Source organism: Agrobacterium sp. CMT1 (genome assembly GCF_037203725.1).
GTDB classification, from domain to species: Bacteria; Pseudomonadota; Alphaproteobacteria; order Rhizobiales; family Rhizobiaceae; genus Agrobacterium; species Agrobacterium pusense.
In genome coordinates, this window is record NZ_JBBCAR010000016.1 from 221,629 (window position 1) to 239,959 (window position 18,331).

The following is an 18,331-nucleotide window of genomic DNA, read 5'->3' on the forward strand; positions in this document are numbered from 1 at the left end:
TGCCACAACCGGCCGCCCGCCATGAGAACGGTGTGCCGGTGTCCTTAATCCGTCAGCGTGACTTCGCCTGCTGACGCTTCACATGGGCGAGGATCGACTCTTCGCTCAAGCCGTCACGATTGACGAGCACGGTGTCGAACACCTTTGCGGTTTTGGATACGGCGGCGGATTCTTCGGAATAGGCCGCTGCATATTTGGAAGACGGCGTGGGCACACGCAGATAATTGCCGCCTGGAGCCGCTGGTTCCCGCAGGAAGTTACCTTCGGGGCGCTCCGCCAGGATCGGGCCGATTTCCGGCAGGATCGCGAATTGTTCGAATGCGGGCTGTACACCGTTGACGAGTGGCATGGCCTGAAGCGCCGCATTCTTCTTGGAACCAACGAGCGCGGTCTGAGCCGAGCCGGCATAATTCGGGTTCGATGTCGGCGCCGGCACGAAATTCGGCGAGGCCGAAGCAACCATCACGCCGGTCGCGATCTGCCCTTCAGGCGCGACGCCCGGCGAACGCGAACCCTTCGGAATATAGGAAGCCATCAGGTAAGGCATGTCATGGCCGTCGAGCGGCGCACGGCCCGCATATTGAACCCGTACATTTGCTGTCCCCGTCGCCTTCATGTCCAGAAGATCTGCCGTCTTGCTGGAAACGTCGATCAGACGGCCCTCGTGGAACGGACCACGGTCGTTGACACGGACGAGCACCGACGCGCCATTATCCATATTGGTGATGCGCGCGTAGCTCGGCAGCGGAAATGTCGGATGTGCGGCAGAAAGATGTTCCTTGTCGTAAACCTCGCCATTCGCCGTGAGGCGTCCATGGAAGGCAGAGCCATACCAGGAAGCAAGGCCAACCTTGTTGTAGCCCGGCTCTTCTTTCGGGAAGTAACGGCGGCCCTTGACGGTATAGGCGTTACCCAGCAGCTCGCGTCCGCCACCCTTCGGGATGTTCTTTCCATCGGCAACGCGCGGGCTGGCCTTTACGCCATATTCGGATTCGGAGAAATATTCCTTGCTGCGCTTGGGCTTAGGCTTTGTCTCGGAGGTGGTGGAACACGACGCCGTTGCAGCGCAAAGCACGGAAATTGCAAGCCACTTCACGCCCGACCTGGCGCTGATGCCTGTTTTCTTGACCGTAGAATTCAAATCGTCTGCCCCACGCTGTTATTGGCTCGGAGAACCGCACCCTCACTTGCCTCGATATTGCCCCTGCCATCGAAGCACCTAACAGTCGCTTAATCTTGTGCATAACGTGGCGAAAATGCGAACGACTTTTGCAAATTCGATAAAATTGTAACGAACGTGGTTAATGATTTCTATCTTTTCGGCATGCCCCTCCACGGCGGAATCCGCCCGCCGCAAGTCCTCCCCTCGCAGCCTCGCAAGGAACAAAGCAGCGGTAACCGCGTTTTCTCCGCGCAAACAAACGAGCTTCCGCCGGTTTCGGCTGAGGGAGGAAACATGATAAATTTTATGAAAACCACAGGTCTGGCGATTGGCATCGCCCTGGTATCCTTCGCCGCACCTATGCCTGCCGGTGCCCAGGATATGGAGCTCAGAATCGGCCCGGATGGCGTCCGTCCCGTCATCCGCGACCGTGATCGGGACATGGACCGCCGGGGTCCTCCACGCATGCGTGGCTGCAGCGAACGCGAAGCCCGCGCCGCGGCCCGTGAAGCAGGCCTTCGTGATCCCGAAGTCGTGCGCGTCACGCCGGGCCGCGTTGTTGTCGAAGGCTTCACGCGCCGGGGACCCGACCGGATCACCTTCGCAAATGAACGAGGCTGTCCGGAAATCTGATCCACGACCGCTGCCTGGAACCCGCCGAAAGGCGGGTTTCTTATTCGTACGGAATTTTCGCGATGCCCAAACGCTGCAGGAACATGCCTCGTCGCGACATTATTAGGAATGATGTTGCGCTTGATGGCAGATGGGGTGGGATTCGAACCCACGGTACGCTCTCACGCACGCCGGTTTTCAAGACCGGTTCCTTAAACCACTCGGACACCCATCCATGGTGGTGAGGCTTTATAGCGGTTTGAAAAAGGGCGTCAATCCCGCTCCGACAAGCATCGTCTTCCTTCTCTCACAGTGGGCGGATCATTGCCCCGGGGTCGCTGCGGGCGGCAGCAGGGAGCCGTCACCTGAAGGTATCGAAGGGACCTGCTGAGCTGTATCGAACAGCGTAAGGCTCAAAACGATTGCAACAAGCACCAACAAAAGCGCCACAAAGAGGATTCCGGATTTATCCATGCGTCTGCTCATGTCACGTTACGTTAAAGGAGAATATGTGCAATTCGAGGCAAGCAAAGAATAAAGCGAAAGCCTGTCAAGTTGTCTTACAGATCCGTCAAATTCATCGTTCAAAAATCTGCGGATTAAGTGAAATTTGTGCATTGGCGTACTGTTTGGGACGGAAGTGGCCTATCGCGTCCGCATCATTGTCTCTTATATCCCACTCATCGCTCCCGGGCATTGCCCAACTTTCCCCGAGCGATCAACCTGCCCCGCCTCTTTGCGGGGCTTTTTTCTTTTATGGTCATGACATGATATGCGGCCGGAGGATGGGCGACCCTTTACGGCGGGCGTCTCACTCAAACGCCGATGCTGGGCCCGCCATGGCCGTGCCGGCCTTCCCCCCGGAGAAGGTCCTCGAAGAGGTTCAGCAGCGCCGGCGGCAAGGTATCGGACAACTCGGCGATGATTTCGTTGGCGCGGTTATAGGAATAGATCGCGCAGAGCGTGAGCACCAGCAGAACGATCCAGGGCCAGATTGGTTTGCGCCTTTGCGACGCTCCGTTGGGCTGTTGCGGTAAAGTCATGCCGGCACCTTCCGTTCAGGCCTTGACGCGCGGCTCGCCTCCCGGCGCATAGGCGGTTTTCTGCAGGAAGCGGAATATGTTGCCGCATTGGGCGCAGCGGATCATGAAGTCAGTGGGGTCGCCCGACGGGCGTTCTGCGCGAAATCCCCGGGGCATTTCGTCAATGCGGAAATCGACGTCCCGGCGGGTTTTGTCATCCGACTCGGACGCCTCGGCAAAACCCTGATGCCCACATTTGGAACATTCGAGTTTCCGGGAATATCTGTCACGCGCTGCCATATGCCGTCCTTTGCTTGCGCTTATCAGGTAGCAGCGGCAAAACATCATTTCAATGGCGATCGCCGCGGGTTAAAGCTTTGCCTGTTATTTCCGCGCCGAAAACCCGGCGGACAGAACGAGTTTGAAAGCTCATGCATAGCGACACAGGCTTCCTTTCCTCTTCTCTCATAAGACGCGTCATCGTCATATGCGGAGCCCTTGCCGCCCTTCTCACTGCGCTCAATTTCGGCATGAAATGGTATGGCGACAGAATTATTCAGGCGGGACACACCACGTCGACCGACGAAGTGGAGATCACGATCGGCAACGACCGGCTGAAACTGGCAAAAAACACCCTTCGGAATCCGTCTGATCGTGACAGTGGTGCACACGAGCGCGCCGACCTCTACCTCACCTGGCCCGACCTTGCGGGGTATCGAGATTCGAATCGTGCCCTTTTCGACGATCCGAAAAATGCAGTCGGGCTGATTTTCGTTCAGCTGTCGCAGAGCACCATGTCGCAGGACATGTCAGGACGTTTCGAGCCGATTTATACCCGACTTATAGAAGGTGAGCCGACGCCCCTGAAGCACGGACTGCTGCTCCATCGGCTGCGCGCTGATTCCGGTTATGGCAAGGAAGTCATATTGACCGGCCGACGCGACGGCGAAAGCGTCTATGTGGTGCGCTGCCTGCTGCCGCAGACGCCTCAGGAAACAACGGGTAGCGATTGTCAGAGAGATATCCACGTCGGCCAGGACCTGAGCCTGTTCTACCGATTCTCGGCCAACCTGCTGCCGCAATGGCAGGCGCTAGACGCGGCCGTGACACGCTATGTCGAGAAACGCCTCGTAAAAGACGAAAACCCGTGACACGGCACGAGACAGATCGCGTGTGAAAAGTCGCATTTTATGGAAGGCGGATACCTTTCATAAACCACTTGGTAACGCCATCCCGATAAAGTTTCTACCCGGAGCATTCGGGCGGGGCGTGTCCGAGCGGAACATAAATATGCGATTGAAGAGTTCAGCAGTGTTGAAAAGTCTATCTTGGGCACATTCGCGCAAAGCGGGTACTGGGTCTTTTGTAAGGTTTGTGGCGTTGACGCTTGCGGCGGCGTTCATAACCGCAACATCCGTCCAGACCGCAAAGGCCGATCCGAAATATGCGGGCATCGTCATCGATGCGAAGACCGGCAAGGTGCTTTACGGCGAGGATCCCGACGGGCTGCGTTACCCGGCTTCGCTCACAAAGATGATGACGCTTTATCTGACGTTCGAAGCCCTCAGTGCCGGACGTATCTCTCTTGATTCCAAGGTGCCGGTTTCGGCGAATGCAGCCAAGGAGCCGCCGTCCAAACTCGGTGTGCGCGCTGGCGGCAGCATTACGGTCGAGCAGGCGATCCTTGCTCTCGTTACCCGGTCGGCCAACGACATGGCGACGGCGCTCGGTGAATATCTCGGCGGCTCAGAAGACCGTTTCGCCAGAATGATGACCGCAAAGGCCCGTGCCCTGGGCATGACGCGCACGACCTACCGCAATGCCAACGGGTTGCCCAATACAGCCCAGATGACCACGGCGCGCGACCAAGCCCGCCTCGGCATCGCGCTTCGCCAGCATTTTCCGCAATATTACGGTTACTTCTCCACCCGCACCTTTAATTTCGGCAAGCAGGTGATCGGCAATCACAATCGCCTCGTCGGAACCGTGAAGGGCGTCGACGGTATCAAGACCGGTTACACGCGTGCAGCCGGCAGCAATCTTGCCACCTCCGCGCAGCTCGACGGGCGCTCCATTGTCGCCGTCGTTCTCGGCGGTCGCTCCAGCGCCGCCCGTGACGCCACCATGCGCAAACTGGTTGCAACCTATCTGCCGCAGGCGTCGCGTGGCGGCAACAGCAACCTGATTGCACAGACGCGTTCCGCCCCGGTCGAAGAGCCGGTCGCTGTGGCCGCCGCCGTTCCCTCTGTCGCCGTCGCCGCCACGGATGCCGGCCTGCCCAATGCCGGACCCGTTCCGCAGACGCGTTACGAGGAAGCGCCGGTTACCGCCTTTGCTGGGTCCTCTTCCAATGCAGCCGTCAAGGCAATGGAAGCGGCTACTTGGCAGAAGGGCAAGGATCCCATCCGTCAGGCGCCCTCCGCGCCCGATCGCAAGCTGATAACCAATTCCACCAAGGTCGATAATATCGTCACGGCTTCCACCTCGGCTTCCGCAGCCTCCGTACCTTCCGTTGCGGCAAGGTCTGACGCGCCGCAGGGCGGCTGGGTCATCCAGATTGGCGCATCGCCGGACGAAAATTCCGCGCGCGGCCTGCTGCAGAGCGCCCAGGAAAAAGGCGGTGCGGCACTGCGTTCCGCCAAGCCCTTCACGGTGGCCTACAGCAAGGACGGCTCCCAGATATACCGCGCCCGTTTCGGCGGCTTCGACGGCCAGAATGCCGCGGTGAATGCATGCAATGCATTGAAAAAGAAAGGCGTCAGCTGCTGGGCATCCCTTCAGTGAAGACGTTCCCGCAGGCGGTGCTCTCTGTTTCGAACATCGCCTGTCTCCTCGAATTGTGTAATGAGTAGCGAGGCTTTCCAAGATGGCAGTCAACGAGAATTATTCGGACATTGCGTCTGGCAACGGGCATGGCAGCCTGTCGGTTCTGCATCCCATTCATGAGGCGGCGATGCGTATCGCCGATCTCGGTCTCAACCGTTCCAAGGCAAAAACGCGTGATCTCGTGGCGTTGCTGCTCTCGCATGGCGCCCGTGCCTGGCGCGCCAACCAGCCGGAAGCCAGCATTCACCTGCACGTCGCCCGTCGGTCGGGGCGCTCACCGGTTCATATACGTATTCGCTGACAGACCGCACCAGACGGAAACCCAAAGAAAAACCCCGCGGCGCACAGGCACCGCGGGGTTTTTGTTGATCCTGATGTGAAAAACGAGGCGGCTTACGCCTCGCTTTCCGGTGCCTCCGGCGTGGTCTGCAGATTGTCATCCGCCTCCTCGCCATTGCCATTTTCAGCCTCGTCGTCGCCTTCAGGCTCGTTGATGCGCTCCACGGAAACCACCTTCTCATCCTTGGCGGTCGAGAAGATTGTCACACCCTTGGTCGCGCGGCTGGCGATGCGGATGCCGTTCACAGGCACACGGATGAGCTGTCCGCCATCGGAAACCAGCATGATCTGGTCGCCTTCTTCCACCGGGAAGGCCGCGACAAGTTCACCGATCTCCGACGTCTTCGCGGTATCGGTGGCGCGGATGCCCTTGCCGCCGCGGCCTGAAGTGCGGAAATCGTAAGACGAGGAACGCTTGCCGAAGCCCTTCACGGAAACCGTCAGCACGAATTCTTCGCGCGCCTTCAGTTCCTGGTAGCGCTCCTCACTGAGTTCGCCCTCTTCCGTTACTTCCTCACCGACGAGCGCGATATCGTCCTCATCCACGCCTGCGGCACGCCGTTCGGCAGCCGAGCGCTTGAGGTAAGCCGCACGCTCCCACGGCTCCGCTTCCACATGGCCCACAATGGTCATGGAGATGATGCGGTCGCCTTCGGCCAGGTTGATGCCGCGCACGCCGACGGAATTGCGGCCGGCAAAGACGCGTACATCGTCCACGGGGAAGCGGATGCACTGGCCGAGCGCGGTCGTCAGCAGCACATCGTCGCGGTCCGTACAGGTTTCGACGGAGAGGATTTCATCGCCCTCCTCGTCCAGCTTCATGGCGATCTTGCCGTTGCGGTTGACCTGTACGAAATCGCCGAGCTTGTTGCGGCGAACCGTGCCGCGCGTCGTCGAGAACATCACGTCAAGCGTTTCCCAGGTCGTTTCGTCCTCGGGCAACGGCATGATGGTGGTGATGCGCTCGCCTGGTTCCAGCGGCAACATGTTGATAAGGGCCTTGCCCTTGGACTGCGGCGTGCCGATCGGCAGACGCCAGACCTTTTCCTTGTAGACGATGCCACGCGAGGAGAAGAACAGGACCGGCGTATGGGTGTTGGCAACGAACAGACGGTTGACGAAATCTTCATCGCGCGTTGCCATGCCGGAGCGACCCTTGCCGCCGCGACGCTGTGCACGATACGTCGTCAGCGGCACGCGCTTGATGTAACCGAGATGCGAAACGGTCACGACCATGTCTTCGCGGGCGATGAGGTCTTCATCGTCCATATCGGGGCCGCCCTCGACGATCTCGGATCGGCGTGGCGTGCCGAATTCGTCGCGGACGGCGGAAAGCTCGTCCTTGACGATCTGCATGATGCGCAGGCGCGATGACAGGATTTCCAGATACTCGCTGATCTCAGCGCCGATCTTGTTCAGCTCGTCGCCAATTTCATCGCGGCCGAGCGCCGTAAGGCGCGCAAGACGCAATTCGAGAATGGCGCGGGCCTGTTCCTCGGAAAGGTTGTAAGTCCCGTCTTCGTTGATGCGGTGGCGCGGATCATCGATGAGGCGGATCAGGCTTTCCACATCCTGTGCAGGCCAGCGACGCGTCATCAGTTCTTCTCGGGCCGAAGCCGGATCGGGAGCATGCCGAATGACGCGGATGACCTCATCGATATTGGCGACGGAAATCGCCAGACCGACCAACACATGCGCCCGCTCGCGCGCCTTGCGCAGCAGATATTTCGTGCGACGGCTGACGACATCTTCGCGGAAGGACACGAAAGCACGCAACATGTCAAGCAGCGTCATCTGCTCGGGCTTGCCACCGTTCAGCGCCACCATGTTGCAGCCAAACGAGGTCTGCAGCGGTGTGTAGCGGTAAAGCTGGTTCAGGATGACGTCTGCATTGGCGTCGCGCTTCAATTCGATGACGACGCGGTAACCCTGGCGGTCCGATTCGTCGCGCAGGTCGGAAATGCCCTCGATGCGCTTTTCCTTGACCAGTTCAGCCATTTTTTCGATCATCGACGCCTTGTTCACCTGGTAGGGAACTTCGGTGATGATGATCTGCTCGCGGTCTCCACGCATCGGCTCGATCGTCGCGCGGCCACGCATGATGACCGATCCGCGGCCCGTTTCGTAAGCCGAGCGGATGCCGGAACGGCCCATGATCAGCGCACCGGTCGGGAAATCAGGGCCCGGAATGATCTGCATCAGTTCCGGCAGCTCGATCGCCGGATTGTCGATCAGGGCGATACAGCCATCGATAACCTCTGACAGGTTATGCGGCGGGATGTTCGTGGCCATGCCGACCGCGATGCCGCCTGCCCCGTTGACCAGCAGGTTCGGGAACTTGGCCGGAATGACGACCGGCTCCTGCAAGGTGCCGTCATAGTTGTCACGGAAATCGACCGTTTCCTTGTCGAGATCGTCAAGCAGCGAATGCGCGGCCTTATCCAGACGGCATTCAGTATAACGTTCAGCGGCCGGCGGATCACCGTCGATGGAGCCGAAGTTGCCCTGGCCGTCGATCAGCGGCAGGCGGAGCGACCAGTCCTGCGCCATACGCGCCAGCGCGTCATAGATTGCCGAGTTGCCGTGCGGATGGAATTTACCCATCACGTCCCCGGTGACGCGGGCGCATTTGACGTATTTCTTGTTCCAGTCGATGCCGAGTTCGGACATGCCGTACAGAATACGGCGATGAACCGGCTTCAGGCCGTCTCGCACATCGGGAAGCGCGCGGGACACGATAACGCTCATGGCGTAATCGAGATACGACCGCTGCATTTCCTCCATGATGGAAATCGGTTCAATGCCTGGCGGAAGCTTTCCGCCGCCGGGGGGGCTCTGGTCAGTCAAAACGGATCACATTCTCTGTTAAGAATCGGATGGATTTTTATAGCGGAAACAGCCACGTTAAGCCAATTTCCCGGCGAGTTTTGAACAGGCTTTTGCGTCATTTGCAAGACGAACGCCGCTTTTCACGATTTAGCCGCCCAAATGCGTGGCGCTCTCTTTCAAAGTGCCCGCGACTTGCGTAGGCTCCGGCCTAAAAACAAAACCAACGGGGAAAGAATGGCCAGCAGCGAAACGCTCATCAATGCGCTTACCACACTTCTGGTCACACTCGATCCGCCTGGGCTTGCGCCCGTCTTTCTGGCGCTGACTGCCGGAATGACCCGTGACCAGCGCAGCCAGGTGGCGTTGCGCGGCTCCATCATCGCTTTCGGTATCCTTGCCGTCTTTGCCCTCTTCGGCCTCGCAATCCTCAATCTGCTCGGAATTTCGCTGGGCGCCTTCCGCATCGCCGGCGGCCTTCTCCTGTTCTGGATCGCCTTTGAAATGATTTTCGAAAAGCGCCAGGAGCGCAAGGAAAAGACCTCGGAAATCGCCATTACCAAGGACCATCTCCACAATCTCGCGGTCTTCCCGCTGGCCCTGCCGTTGATTGCCGGGCCGGGTGCTATTTCCGCCACCGTTCTGCTTGCCGGCTCAATGAAGACCACGGTCGAGATGGTGGTGCTCATCCTTATCCTCGCTTTCGCGATGGCTCTCGTTTACGCGGCCTTGATCGTCTCGGAACGGATGGACCGCTTTCTCGGCAATACCGGCCGCGCCATCCTTACCCGGCTTCTCGGCGTGCTGCTGGCTGCACTGTCGGTGCAATTCGTGGTCGACGGGATCAAATCCGCATTCGCTTTCTGAGCCGTCCCTGCGCGACACCAACGCAATAAATTCCTGCCACCGCTGAAATGCCGGAAAATCCTCCCTTAAATTCAGCTGGCGCTTCGGCTAAAAGACGCGTGTCATTTCGGATTCGAAAGTTATCTCCATGCGTTCCACGCTGCGCCGCATCATTCCCGATGCCGCACCCGTCAGCAACAGGGAAAGGCTCCGCTCCGCCACAGGCGCCTTCGTCGGCATACTGCTGACTGGCATTCTCGCCAGTTTCGCTCTTCGTTTCGATCCCACGCTGCCCGCCATGATCGCGCCAATGGGGGCTTCGGCCGTCCTGTTGTTCGCCGTACCCTCCAGCCCGCTGGCGCAGCCCTGGTCGATCCTGTGCGGGAATTTCGTCTCGGCTTTTATCGGGGTGACGGTGGCGCTGCTGGTTCCGGATCCGTTTCTCGCAAGCGCGCTCGCCATCAGCCTGGCCATCGCCGCCATGATGGCGCTGCGCTGCCTGCATCCGCCGAGCGGTGCGGTGGCGCTGACGGCCGTTCTGGGCGGCCCTGCCATACATGGCCTCGGCTATGGTTTCCTGCTATGGCCGGTCGCCGGAAATTCGCTGATCCTTCTTGCCCTGGCCTTCGCTTACAACAATGCCACTGGCCGCGCCTATCCACACGGTCTGAAGCTTGGCAAGGCCGCGCACGGGACAGCCGATCCGACACCCATTCAGAAAATCGGCTTTTCCTCCACCGATCTCGACGACGTGCTGAAGGAATATGACGAGTTCATCGATATCGACCGCGACGCGCTGGAAACCATCCTGCGGAAGACAGAGTTGCGCTCCTACCGGCGTCGCGCGCTGCATCTCGATTGCGAAAGTGTCATGTCCCGGGATGTGGTCGGCGTCGCCCCTGATGACAGCCTGCGCCACGCGCATGCCCTGATGCAAAGCCATCATTTCAAGGCGTTGCCCGTCACCAATGACAGCGCCGAAATCGTCGGCATCGTCACCCAGACAGACTTTCTGGAAAAGGCGAGCTGGAGAAACGGTCGTCCCTCGATCGGTTTCCTGCAGCGTCTTCGCCTCATCCTGTCAGGCGCAAGTGCCCCCAACGATACGGTCAAGGACATCATGACATCGCCAGTTAAAACCGTGCGGCCGGAAACCCCAATCGAGGAAGCAATCATCCGCTTTGCGGAGGAAGGATTGCATTATCTGCCTGTCATCGACGCTAGGGGTAAGATGGTCGGCATCGTGTCGCAATCCGATGTCATGGTGGCGATGCTGGCCGACAAAGTCGCGGCATAAATTGCCCCGGGCGTCGAAGTGTTCTTCTCTTAAAAAAACGGCAAGGCCCGATGTCAGCGTCTCGCCTTTAAAAGGCGCTGCCACAGTGTGCCACCGAAGAACCGCCCGAGCACCACAAAATAGGCAATGATCAGCACGAAGGCGATAAAGGCGGGCGCACCGTTGAGGGCAAAACCTTCGGGCGTTCGCCCTCCCGCTACCGTCGCGACCAGAAATCCGGCGGCGAAAAACGCCGTCCAGAAGTCGAGAAAAAAAGCGAGGATGATGCGCCAGGTGGCGGGCTGTTTTGGCTGCAGGGTTTCGTCAGTCAAGCTCACCTCCTGTCACACGTTTCTTCGTCCCCGGTCCGATCAGAACGGGATATCGTCATCCATGTCGTTGGAGAATCCGCCCGAAGGCTGGTTGCCACCACGGGAAGAACCGCCGCGCGAGGAGGACTGCTGGTCGTAACCGCCGCCATAGCTGGAGCCGCCGCCACTGCCATAATCATTACCGCCGCCGAAGTCGCCGCCGCCGCTACGGCCGCCGCCCTCACCGCGACCATCGAGCATGGTCAGCGTGGAGTTGAAGCCCTGCAGCACGATTTCGGTGGAGTAACGGTCGTTACCGGTCTGGTCCTGCCATTTGCGGGTCTGCAACTGGCCTTCGATATAGAGCTTGGCGCCCTTCTTCACATATTGCTCGACGACCTTGCACAGGCCTTCGTTAAAGACGACGACCGTGTGCCACTCGGTCTTCTCCTTGCGCTCGCCGCTGTTGCGGTCCCGCCAGGTCTCCGAGGTGGCGATGCGCAGGTTGGCAATGGGTCGGCCATCCTGCGTCCGGCGGATTTCGGGATCAGCGCCCACGTTTCCGATCAGAATTACCTTGTTTACGCTACCAGCCATCTCGTCATCCTGTCCGCCGGCCATCATGACCGGCAATTGCATTTCAAAAAATTCGGCACACAATAGCTGCCGCCGCCCGCAAAGGGCACCGCAAGCATGGAACTATCCACAAAGAATAATCTTAAGCTGTGGGGGCAGACATTCGCGCTTGCAATTCGTTCCTTTTTTGTTCTATTGAATTGCAGATTTCGAGTCAAGCATCGTGAAAAGCTGCGACCGATAGGGAATAGACCTCGACACGTCCGGCTGCGTCACTACATAAGGACGCGCCGCCATCCAGCCTGTTATTTTTGTCCGAGCCTTGTCATGAGTGAACTGAAGACGATTTCCATCCGTGGTGCCCGTGAACACAATCTCAAGGGTATCGATCTCGATCTGCCACGTAACAAGCTGATCGTCATGACCGGGCTTTCCGGTTCAGGCAAGTCGTCGCTCGCCTTCGATACGATCTACGCCGAAGGCCAACGCCGTTATGTCGAAAGCCTCTCGGCCTATGCGCGCCAGTTCCTGGAAATGATGCAGAAGCCGGATGTCGACCAGATCGAGGGCCTGTCGCCGGCAATCTCCATCGAACAGAAGACCACCTCGCGCAACCCGCGCTCCACGGTCGGCACGGTCACCGAGATCTACGACTATATGCGCCTGCTCTTCGCGCGTGTCGGTGTCCCCTATTCGCCGGCCACGGGCCTGCCGATTGAAAGCCAGACGGTCAGCCAGATGGTCGACCGCATCCTCGCTTTCGAGGAAGGCACGCGTCTTTACATCCTCGCGCCGATCGTGCGCGGCCGCAAAGGCGAGTACAAGAAAGAACTTGCCGAGCTGATGAAGAAGGGCTTCCAGCGTGTAAAAGTGGACGGCCAGTTCTACGAGATCGCCGACGTTCCTGCTCTCGACAAGAAGTACAAACACGACATTGACGTGGTGGTTGACCGCGCCGTCGTGCGCCCGGATATGGCCGCGCGTCTTGCCGACAGTCTCGAGACCTGCCTCAAGCTTGCCGACGGGCTGGCAATTGCAGAATTTGCCGACAGGCCCCTGCCGCCCGAAGAGACAGCCGCCGGTGGTTCCGCCAACAAGTCTCTCAACGAGACCCATGAGCGGGTGCTGTTTTCGGAAAAATTCGCCTGCCCCGTTTCCGGTTTCACCATTCCGGAAATTGAACCGCGTCTCTTCTCCTTCAACAACCCCTTCGGCGCCTGCCCCAGCTGCGATGGCCTTGGCTCGCAGCAGAAGGTGGATGAGAACCTGATCGTACCGGAGCCAGCCCGCACCCTGCGGGACGGGGCCATTGCTCCCTGGGCAAAATCATCGTCGCCCTATTACAACCAGACGCTTGAGGCACTGGGCAAGGCCTTCGGATTCAAGCTCTCGAGCAAGTGGTCCGATCTTTCGAAGGAGGCGCAGCACGCCATTCTTCAGGGCACTGACGACAAGATCGAGTTCAATTACCAGGACGGCGCCCGCTCCTACAAGACAGTCAAGAACTTCGAAGGCATCGTGCCCAATCTGGAGCGGCGCTGGAAAGAGACAGACAGCGCCTGGGCGCGCGAGGAAATCGAGCGCTACATGTCGGCAGCCCCCTGCCCGGCCTGCGCCGGTTACCGCCTGAAGCCGGAGGCGCTAGCGGTCAAGATCAACAAGCTGCATATCGGTGAAGTCACCGAAATGTCGATCCGGACGGCGCGCGACTGGTTCGAGGTGCTGCCGGAAAGCCTGAACGCGAAGCAGAATGAAATTGCCGTCCGTATTCTCAAGGAAATCCGCGAACGCCTGCGATTCCTCAACGATGTGGGGCTGGATTATCTCAGCCTGTCGCGCAATTCGGGCACGCTGTCGGGCGGGGAGAGCCAGCGTATCCGTCTGGCCTCGCAGATCGGCTCTGGCCTCACCGGCGTTCTCTACGTTCTCGATGAGCCCTCAATCGGCCTGCACCAGCGCGACAATGCGCGCCTGCTGGATACGCTCAAACATCTGCGCGATATCGGCAACACCGTCATCGTGGTCGAACATGATGAGGACGCCATTCTGACGGCGGATTATGTGGTCGATATCGGCCCGGCGGCCGGTATTCACGGCGGCCAGGTGATTGCCGAAGGATCCCCGCAGGAAGTGATGGCCAATCCGAAATCGCTGACCGGCAAATATCTCTCCGGTGAACTCGGCGTTGCCGTGCCGGCTGAGCGCCGCAAACCGAAGAAGGGCCGCGAGATCAAGGTTTTCGGCGCACGCGGCAACAACCTGAAGAATGTCACGGCCGCTGTGCCGCTCGGTGTTTTCACGGCCGTAACCGGGGTTTCGGGTGGCGGCAAATCCACCTTCCTGATCGAGACGCTCTATAAATCGGCGGCGCGCAGGGTCATGGGCGCGCGTGAAATCCCGGCCGAACACGACCGCATCGATGGTTTCGAATTCATCGACAAGGTGATCGATATCGACCAGTCGCCGATCGGACGCACGCCGCGCTCCAACCCGGCCACCTATACCGGCGCCTTTACGCCGATCCGTGACTGGTTCGCCGGCCTGCCGGAAGCCAAGGCTCGTGGTTACGCGCCCGGCCGTTTCTCCTTCAACGTCAAGGGTGGCCGCTGCGAGGCCTGTCAGGGCGACGGGGTGATCAAGATCGAGATGCACTTCCTGCCTGACGTCTACGTCACCTGCGACGTCTGCCACGGCAAGCGTTATAACCGCGAGACGCTGGACGTCACCTTCAAGGGCAAATCCATCGCCGACGTGCTGGATATGACGGTTGAGGAGGGCGTCGAATTTTTCGCCGCCGTTCCCGCCGTGCGCGACAAGCTGCAATCGCTCTTCGATGTCGGCCTCGGTTACATCAAGGTCGGACAGCAGGCCAATACGCTTTCAGGCGGCGAGGCGCAGCGCGTCAAGCTCGCCAAGGAACTGTCGAAGCGCTCGACGGGCCGCACGCTCTATATTCTCGACGAGCCGACGACGGGCCTGCATTTCCACGACGTCAACAAGCTGCTCGAAATGCTGCATGCGCTGGTGGAACAGGGCAATTCCGTGGTGGTGATCGAGCATAATCTCGAAGTCATCAAGACGGCGGACTGGATCATCGATATCGGGCCTGAAGGCGGCACGGGCGGCGGCGAAGTGGTGGCCACGGGCACGCCGGAAGACATCGTCAAGGTGGAGCGTTCCTATACCGGCCACTTCCTGAAGGAGCTTCTGGAGCGCCGGCCGGCCGGAAAACGGGAGGCTGCGGAGTAAGCCGCAGCTTTCGTCGCAAAGGTTCGAAAGGCCGAAGGCCGGAGGAGGAACTAGATATGTCGACATCAGGCACGATCCGCACCGGTATCGGCGGCTGGACCTTCGGGCCCTGGGAAGGCACTTTTTATCCCGAAAAACTGCCGAAAAAACGCCAGCTGGAACACGCCAGCCGGCAGCTCACGGCAATCGAGGTGAACGGCACCTATTACAGCAGCCAGAAACCGGAGACCTTTGCGAAATGGGCATCCGAAGTGCCCGAGGATTTCGTGTTTTCGCTAAAGGCAAGCCGCTTTGTCACCAACCGCAGGGTTCTGGCCGAGGCAGGTGAGTCGATCACGAAGTTCCTGACGCAGGGGTTGACGGAACTCGGGTCCCATCTCGGTCCCATCCTCTGGCAGTTTGCGCCCACGAAAAAATTCGATGCGGAGGATTTCGGTGCATTTCTGGCGCTGCTGCCCGAAAAGCAGGACGGGCTCACTCTTCGCCATGTCGTGGAGGTGCGCAACCCGACATTCCAGGTTCCGGAATTCATCGAACTTCTTGCCAGGCACAAGGTCGCCGTCGTCTGCGCTGACCATCACGATTATCCGATGCTGCCTGACGTAACGGCCGATTTCGTTTATTGCCGCCTGCAGAAGGGCGAGGACGACATCGAGACCTGCTATCCGAAAAAAGAGATCACGCACTGGGCTGAGCGGGTAAAGACCTATGCCAGTGGCGGTGTGCCGGACGATCTGCCGCTGATCGCGCCGGATCGGAAGGTTGAGAAGACCCCACGCGACGTTTTCGCTTTCTTCATTACCGGCGGCAAGGTCAACGCGCCTAATGGTGCGCAGGAACTGCAAAAGGCGGTCTGAGCGCTTTCAGCCCGCCATGTCTTTCGTGGTGCTGACATCGATGCTGGCGAAAGCGGCCTCGATGACCTCCGGCCCTGCCCCGGGCCTCGTGGCATCGCTGGAGAGGATTTGCCGGAAACGGCGCGCGCCGGGCATGCCCTGAAACAGTCCGACCATATGGCGGGTGACGTGGTTGAGACGTCCGCCCGCGGCGATATAATCGGCGGCATAGGCCATCATCGCGTCACGCAGCGCCATCCAGTCCGGGTGGCGGGCCTCCTCGCCATAGATGCGATGGTCGACGTCGGCAAGGATGGAGGTGTTGTGATAGGCGGCCCGGCCGAGCATCACGCCATCCATATGCTGGAGATGTCCGCTCGCCTGATCGAGATCGGCGATGCCGCCGTTGATGCCGATAAAGACGTCAGGATTTTCCCGCTTCATGCGATAGACGAGGTCATAATCGAGCGGCGGCACTTCGCGGTTTTCCTTTGGCGAAAGCCCCTGCAGCCAGGCTTTGCGCGCGTGAACCCAGACCGCGTCCGCGCCCGCCGCAACAACCCTCTTCAGAAAATCAGGCAGAACCGCTTCCGGCTCCTGCTCATCCACCCCGATCCGGCATTTCACGGTAACCGGCACACTGGCGGCAGCCTTCATTGCGGCCACACATTGCGCCACCACATCAGGCTCGCGCATCAGGCAAGCGCCGAAGGTGCCGGATTGCACCCGATCCGAGGGACAGCCAACATTCAGATTGATTTCATCATAACCGTAGTCCCCGGCGATCCGCACCGCTTCGGCAAGCTTGGCCGGATCAGACCCGCCGAGCTGCAACGCGACGGGGTGTTCCTGAGGGTGATAACCGAGCAGCCTGTCACGCTGGCCATGGATGATGGCGTCGGCAACGATCATTTCGGTGTAAAGCAGCGCACGCTTCGACAATTGCCGGTGCAGAAACCTGCACCTCGTATCGGTCCAGTCGATCATGGGGGCCACGGCGAAGATTTTTTCGCCGCTTGCAAGCGCTTGTCTGTACATGGATTAACCTCTTTGCGCCGGCTTCTACAGCAAAGGACCGTAAAAAGCCAGTTTTGCAGGCGAGGCAATTTTGAACTGGAAATCGCGCCGGAATCGCGGGACAAGAATTGCACCCTAAAAGACGACAGGAAATCCACATGGCCGCCACCGTCATCCCCGCCCCGAAGCCCGTTCTCCTGCCCGTCGAAGGCACGAGCGATCTGTTCCCTGTACGGCGGGTCTATTGTGTCGGCCGCAATTATGCCGATCACGCCATTGAGATGGGCCACGACCCCTCGCGCGAGCCGCCCTTCTATTTTCAGAAGAACCCGGACAACCTGCTGCCCGCAGGACAGGATTTTCCCTATCCGTCGCTTTCATCGAATGTGCATTACGAAGTTGAGTGCGTCGTGGTGCTGAAAAGCGGCGGAGCGGATATTCCGGCGTCGGAAGCGCTGAACCATGTCTGGGGTTACGCCGTTGGTATCGACATGACGCGCCGCGACCTGCAGGACGGGCTGAAGAAGATGGGACGTTCATGGGAGGGAGCGAAGGCCTTCGAATATTCCGCGCCGGTGTCCCCCATCGTCCCAGCGGACAGGATGGGGCATCCCGCAACCGGCGCGATCTGGCTCGACGTCAATGGCGAACGCAAGCAGACGGGCGATCTCGCCCAGATGATCTGGAAGGTGCCGGAAGTGATTGCCGAGCTCTCCAAGCTGTTCACCCTTGCCGCTGGCGACATCATCATGACCGGCACGCCGGCTGGCGTTGGTCCAATCGTTCGCGGTGACCGCATAGAATGCGGCGTCGAGGGTGTCGGCACACTGTCGGTGACGGTCGTCTGACGCACGAACATAAGGGAGGACATCGACATGCCGCTTTACCGCCTTGCCGACCGTGTGCCGCAAACGCCTGCAGCGGATCGCTACTGGATCGCTCCCGACGCCAATGTCATTGGCTCAGTCACGCTCGGCGAAGACGTCGGCATCTGGTTCGGTGCAACGCTGCGTGGAGACAATGAGCCAATCATCGTCGGGCGCGGCACCAATATTCAGGAAGGTGTGATGGTTCACAGCGATCCCGGCTTTGCCGCAACGATCGGCGAAATGTGCACCATTGGCCACCACGCTATCGTGCATGGCTGTACCATCGGCGATAATTCGTTGATCGGCATGGGCGCGACGATCCTGAACGGCGCAAAGATCGGCCGAAACTGCCTTGTCGGCGCCAATGCTCTGGTGACGGAGGGGAAGGAATTTCCGGATAATTCCCTGATCGTCGGCTCGCCCGCGCGCGCTATCCGCACGCTTGATGACGACGCCGTGGCGGGGATTCGCCGCTCAGCGGAAAAATACGTCGAAAACTGGAAGCGTTTCTCGAAGGATCTGGCGATCATCGAAAGGTGATCGGGAGCGGGCAACAATACCCAT

The 18,331-nt window shown here is 59.5% G+C and carries 17 protein-coding genes and 1 tRNA gene; 10 read left to right on the forward strand and 8 right to left on the reverse strand.

Translation table 11 applies throughout. The features are described from left to right. Positions 1 to 52: 52 nt before the first annotated feature. On the reverse strand, positions 53 to 1,141 hold the full coding sequence (locus WA845_RS19165) for a septal ring lytic transglycosylase RlpA family protein (protein WP_006697463.1): 1,089 nt from the start codon (positions 1,139 to 1,141) through the stop codon (positions 53 to 55). 315 nt (positions 1,142 to 1,456) lie between these two features. Here WA845_RS19165 and WA845_RS19170 point away from each other — a divergent pair, with 315 nt between their 5' ends. Then, positions 1,457 to 1,795 carry a hypothetical protein gene (locus tag WA845_RS19170; protein ID WP_004441749.1) on the forward strand — a complete coding sequence of 113 codons (339 nt, stop codon included), beginning with the start codon at positions 1,457 to 1,459 and terminating at the stop codon, positions 1,793 to 1,795. A gap of 124 nt (positions 1,796 to 1,919) precedes the next feature. Here the strand turns inward: WA845_RS19170 and WA845_RS19175 are convergent. The 3 genes from WA845_RS19175 to WA845_RS19185 all read right to left on the reverse strand — a co-directional run bounded on the left by WA845_RS19175 (position 1,920) and on the right by WA845_RS19185 (position 3,096). Next, positions 1,920 to 2,009: transfer RNA gene (locus WA845_RS19175), tRNA-Ser, on the reverse strand. A gap of 580 nt (positions 2,010 to 2,589) precedes the next feature. Beyond that, positions 2,590 to 2,817, reverse strand: coding sequence for a hypothetical protein (locus WA845_RS19180; protein ID WP_045534851.1), 228 nt, complete (start codon positions 2,815 to 2,817; stop codon positions 2,590 to 2,592). A gap of 15 nt (positions 2,818 to 2,832) precedes the next feature. Then, on the reverse strand, positions 2,833 to 3,096 hold the full coding sequence (locus WA845_RS19185) for a hypothetical protein (protein ID WP_004441746.1): 264 nt from the start codon (positions 3,094 to 3,096) through the stop codon (positions 2,833 to 2,835). Positions 3,097 to 3,227: 131 nt separating this feature from the next. On the opposite strand from WA845_RS19185, the gene WA845_RS19190 reads away from it, so the two are divergent. From WA845_RS19190 to WA845_RS19200, 3 genes are all read left to right on the forward strand, one after another. Further along, on the forward strand, positions 3,228 to 3,947 hold the full coding sequence (locus tag WA845_RS19190; protein ID WP_004441745.1) for a hypothetical protein: 720 nt from the start codon (positions 3,228 to 3,230) through the stop codon (positions 3,945 to 3,947). Between the two features lie 139 nt (positions 3,948 to 4,086). After that, positions 4,087 to 5,580, forward strand: a complete 1,494-nt coding sequence (locus WA845_RS19195; protein ID WP_077987111.1) for a D-alanyl-D-alanine carboxypeptidase — start codon at positions 4,087 to 4,089, stop codon at positions 5,578 to 5,580. Between the two features lie 82 nt (positions 5,581 to 5,662). Further along, positions 5,663 to 5,923, forward strand: coding sequence for a hypothetical protein (locus tag WA845_RS19200; protein WP_004441743.1), 261 nt, complete (start codon positions 5,663 to 5,665; stop codon positions 5,921 to 5,923). Positions 5,924 to 6,015: 92 nt separating this feature from the next. On the opposite strand, the gene gyrA is transcribed toward WA845_RS19200, so the two are convergent. Further along, complete coding sequence (gene gyrA / locus WA845_RS19205; protein ID WP_035208830.1) at positions 6,016 to 8,808, reverse strand: DNA gyrase subunit A; 2,793 nt, start codon at positions 8,806 to 8,808, stop codon at positions 6,016 to 6,018. Between the two features lie 216 nt (positions 8,809 to 9,024). Between gyrA and WA845_RS19210 the strand changes: the two genes are divergently transcribed. Then, complete coding sequence (locus WA845_RS19210; protein WP_035208833.1) at positions 9,025 to 9,654, forward strand: MarC family protein; 630 nt, start codon at positions 9,025 to 9,027, stop codon at positions 9,652 to 9,654. A gap of 127 nt (positions 9,655 to 9,781) precedes the next feature. Continuing rightward, positions 9,782 to 10,930, forward strand: a complete 1,149-nt coding sequence (locus tag WA845_RS19215) for a CBS domain-containing protein (RefSeq protein WP_045534849.1) — start codon at positions 9,782 to 9,784, stop codon at positions 10,928 to 10,930. 53 nt (positions 10,931 to 10,983) lie between these two features. On the opposite strand, the gene WA845_RS19220 is transcribed toward WA845_RS19215, so the two are convergent. Both WA845_RS19220 and WA845_RS19225 read right to left on the reverse strand, forming a co-directional pair. Continuing rightward, positions 10,984 to 11,247 (reverse strand): hypothetical protein, encoded by a 264-nt coding sequence (locus WA845_RS19220; RefSeq protein ID WP_234882499.1) that lies wholly within the window; start codon positions 11,245 to 11,247, stop codon positions 10,984 to 10,986. 33 nt (positions 11,248 to 11,280) lie between these two features. Further along, on the reverse strand, positions 11,281 to 11,859 hold the full coding sequence (locus WA845_RS19225) for a single-stranded DNA-binding protein (RefSeq protein WP_048902810.1): 579 nt from the start codon (positions 11,857 to 11,859) through the stop codon (positions 11,281 to 11,283). 264 nt (positions 11,860 to 12,123) lie between these two features. Here WA845_RS19225 and uvrA point away from each other — a divergent pair, with 264 nt between their 5' ends. Continuing rightward, complete coding sequence (uvrA, locus tag WA845_RS19230) at positions 12,124 to 15,045, forward strand: excinuclease ABC subunit UvrA (protein ID WP_004441722.1); 2,922 nt, start codon at positions 12,124 to 12,126, stop codon at positions 15,043 to 15,045. A 56-nt stretch (positions 15,046 to 15,101) separates the two neighbouring features. After that, positions 15,102 to 15,902, forward strand: coding sequence for a DUF72 domain-containing protein (locus WA845_RS19235; protein ID WP_112554854.1), 801 nt, complete (start codon positions 15,102 to 15,104; stop codon positions 15,900 to 15,902). Between the two features lie 6 nt (positions 15,903 to 15,908). Here the strand turns inward: WA845_RS19235 and dusA are convergent, their stop codons facing one another. Further along, positions 15,909 to 16,919 (reverse strand): tRNA dihydrouridine(20/20a) synthase DusA, encoded by a 1,011-nt coding sequence (gene dusA, locus WA845_RS19240; protein ID WP_077987106.1) that lies wholly within the window; start codon positions 16,917 to 16,919, stop codon positions 15,909 to 15,911. A gap of 137 nt (positions 16,920 to 17,056) precedes the next feature. Between dusA and WA845_RS19245 the strand changes: the two genes are divergently transcribed. Both WA845_RS19245 and WA845_RS19250 read left to right on the forward strand, forming a co-directional pair. Further along, on the forward strand, positions 17,057 to 17,746 hold the full coding sequence (locus WA845_RS19245; RefSeq protein WP_112554856.1) for a fumarylacetoacetate hydrolase family protein: 690 nt from the start codon (positions 17,057 to 17,059) through the stop codon (positions 17,744 to 17,746). Between the two features lie 27 nt (positions 17,747 to 17,773). Then, complete coding sequence (locus WA845_RS19250; RefSeq protein ID WP_112554858.1) at positions 17,774 to 18,307, forward strand: gamma carbonic anhydrase family protein; 534 nt, start codon at positions 17,774 to 17,776, stop codon at positions 18,305 to 18,307. Positions 18,308 to 18,331: the final 24 nt, after the last annotated feature.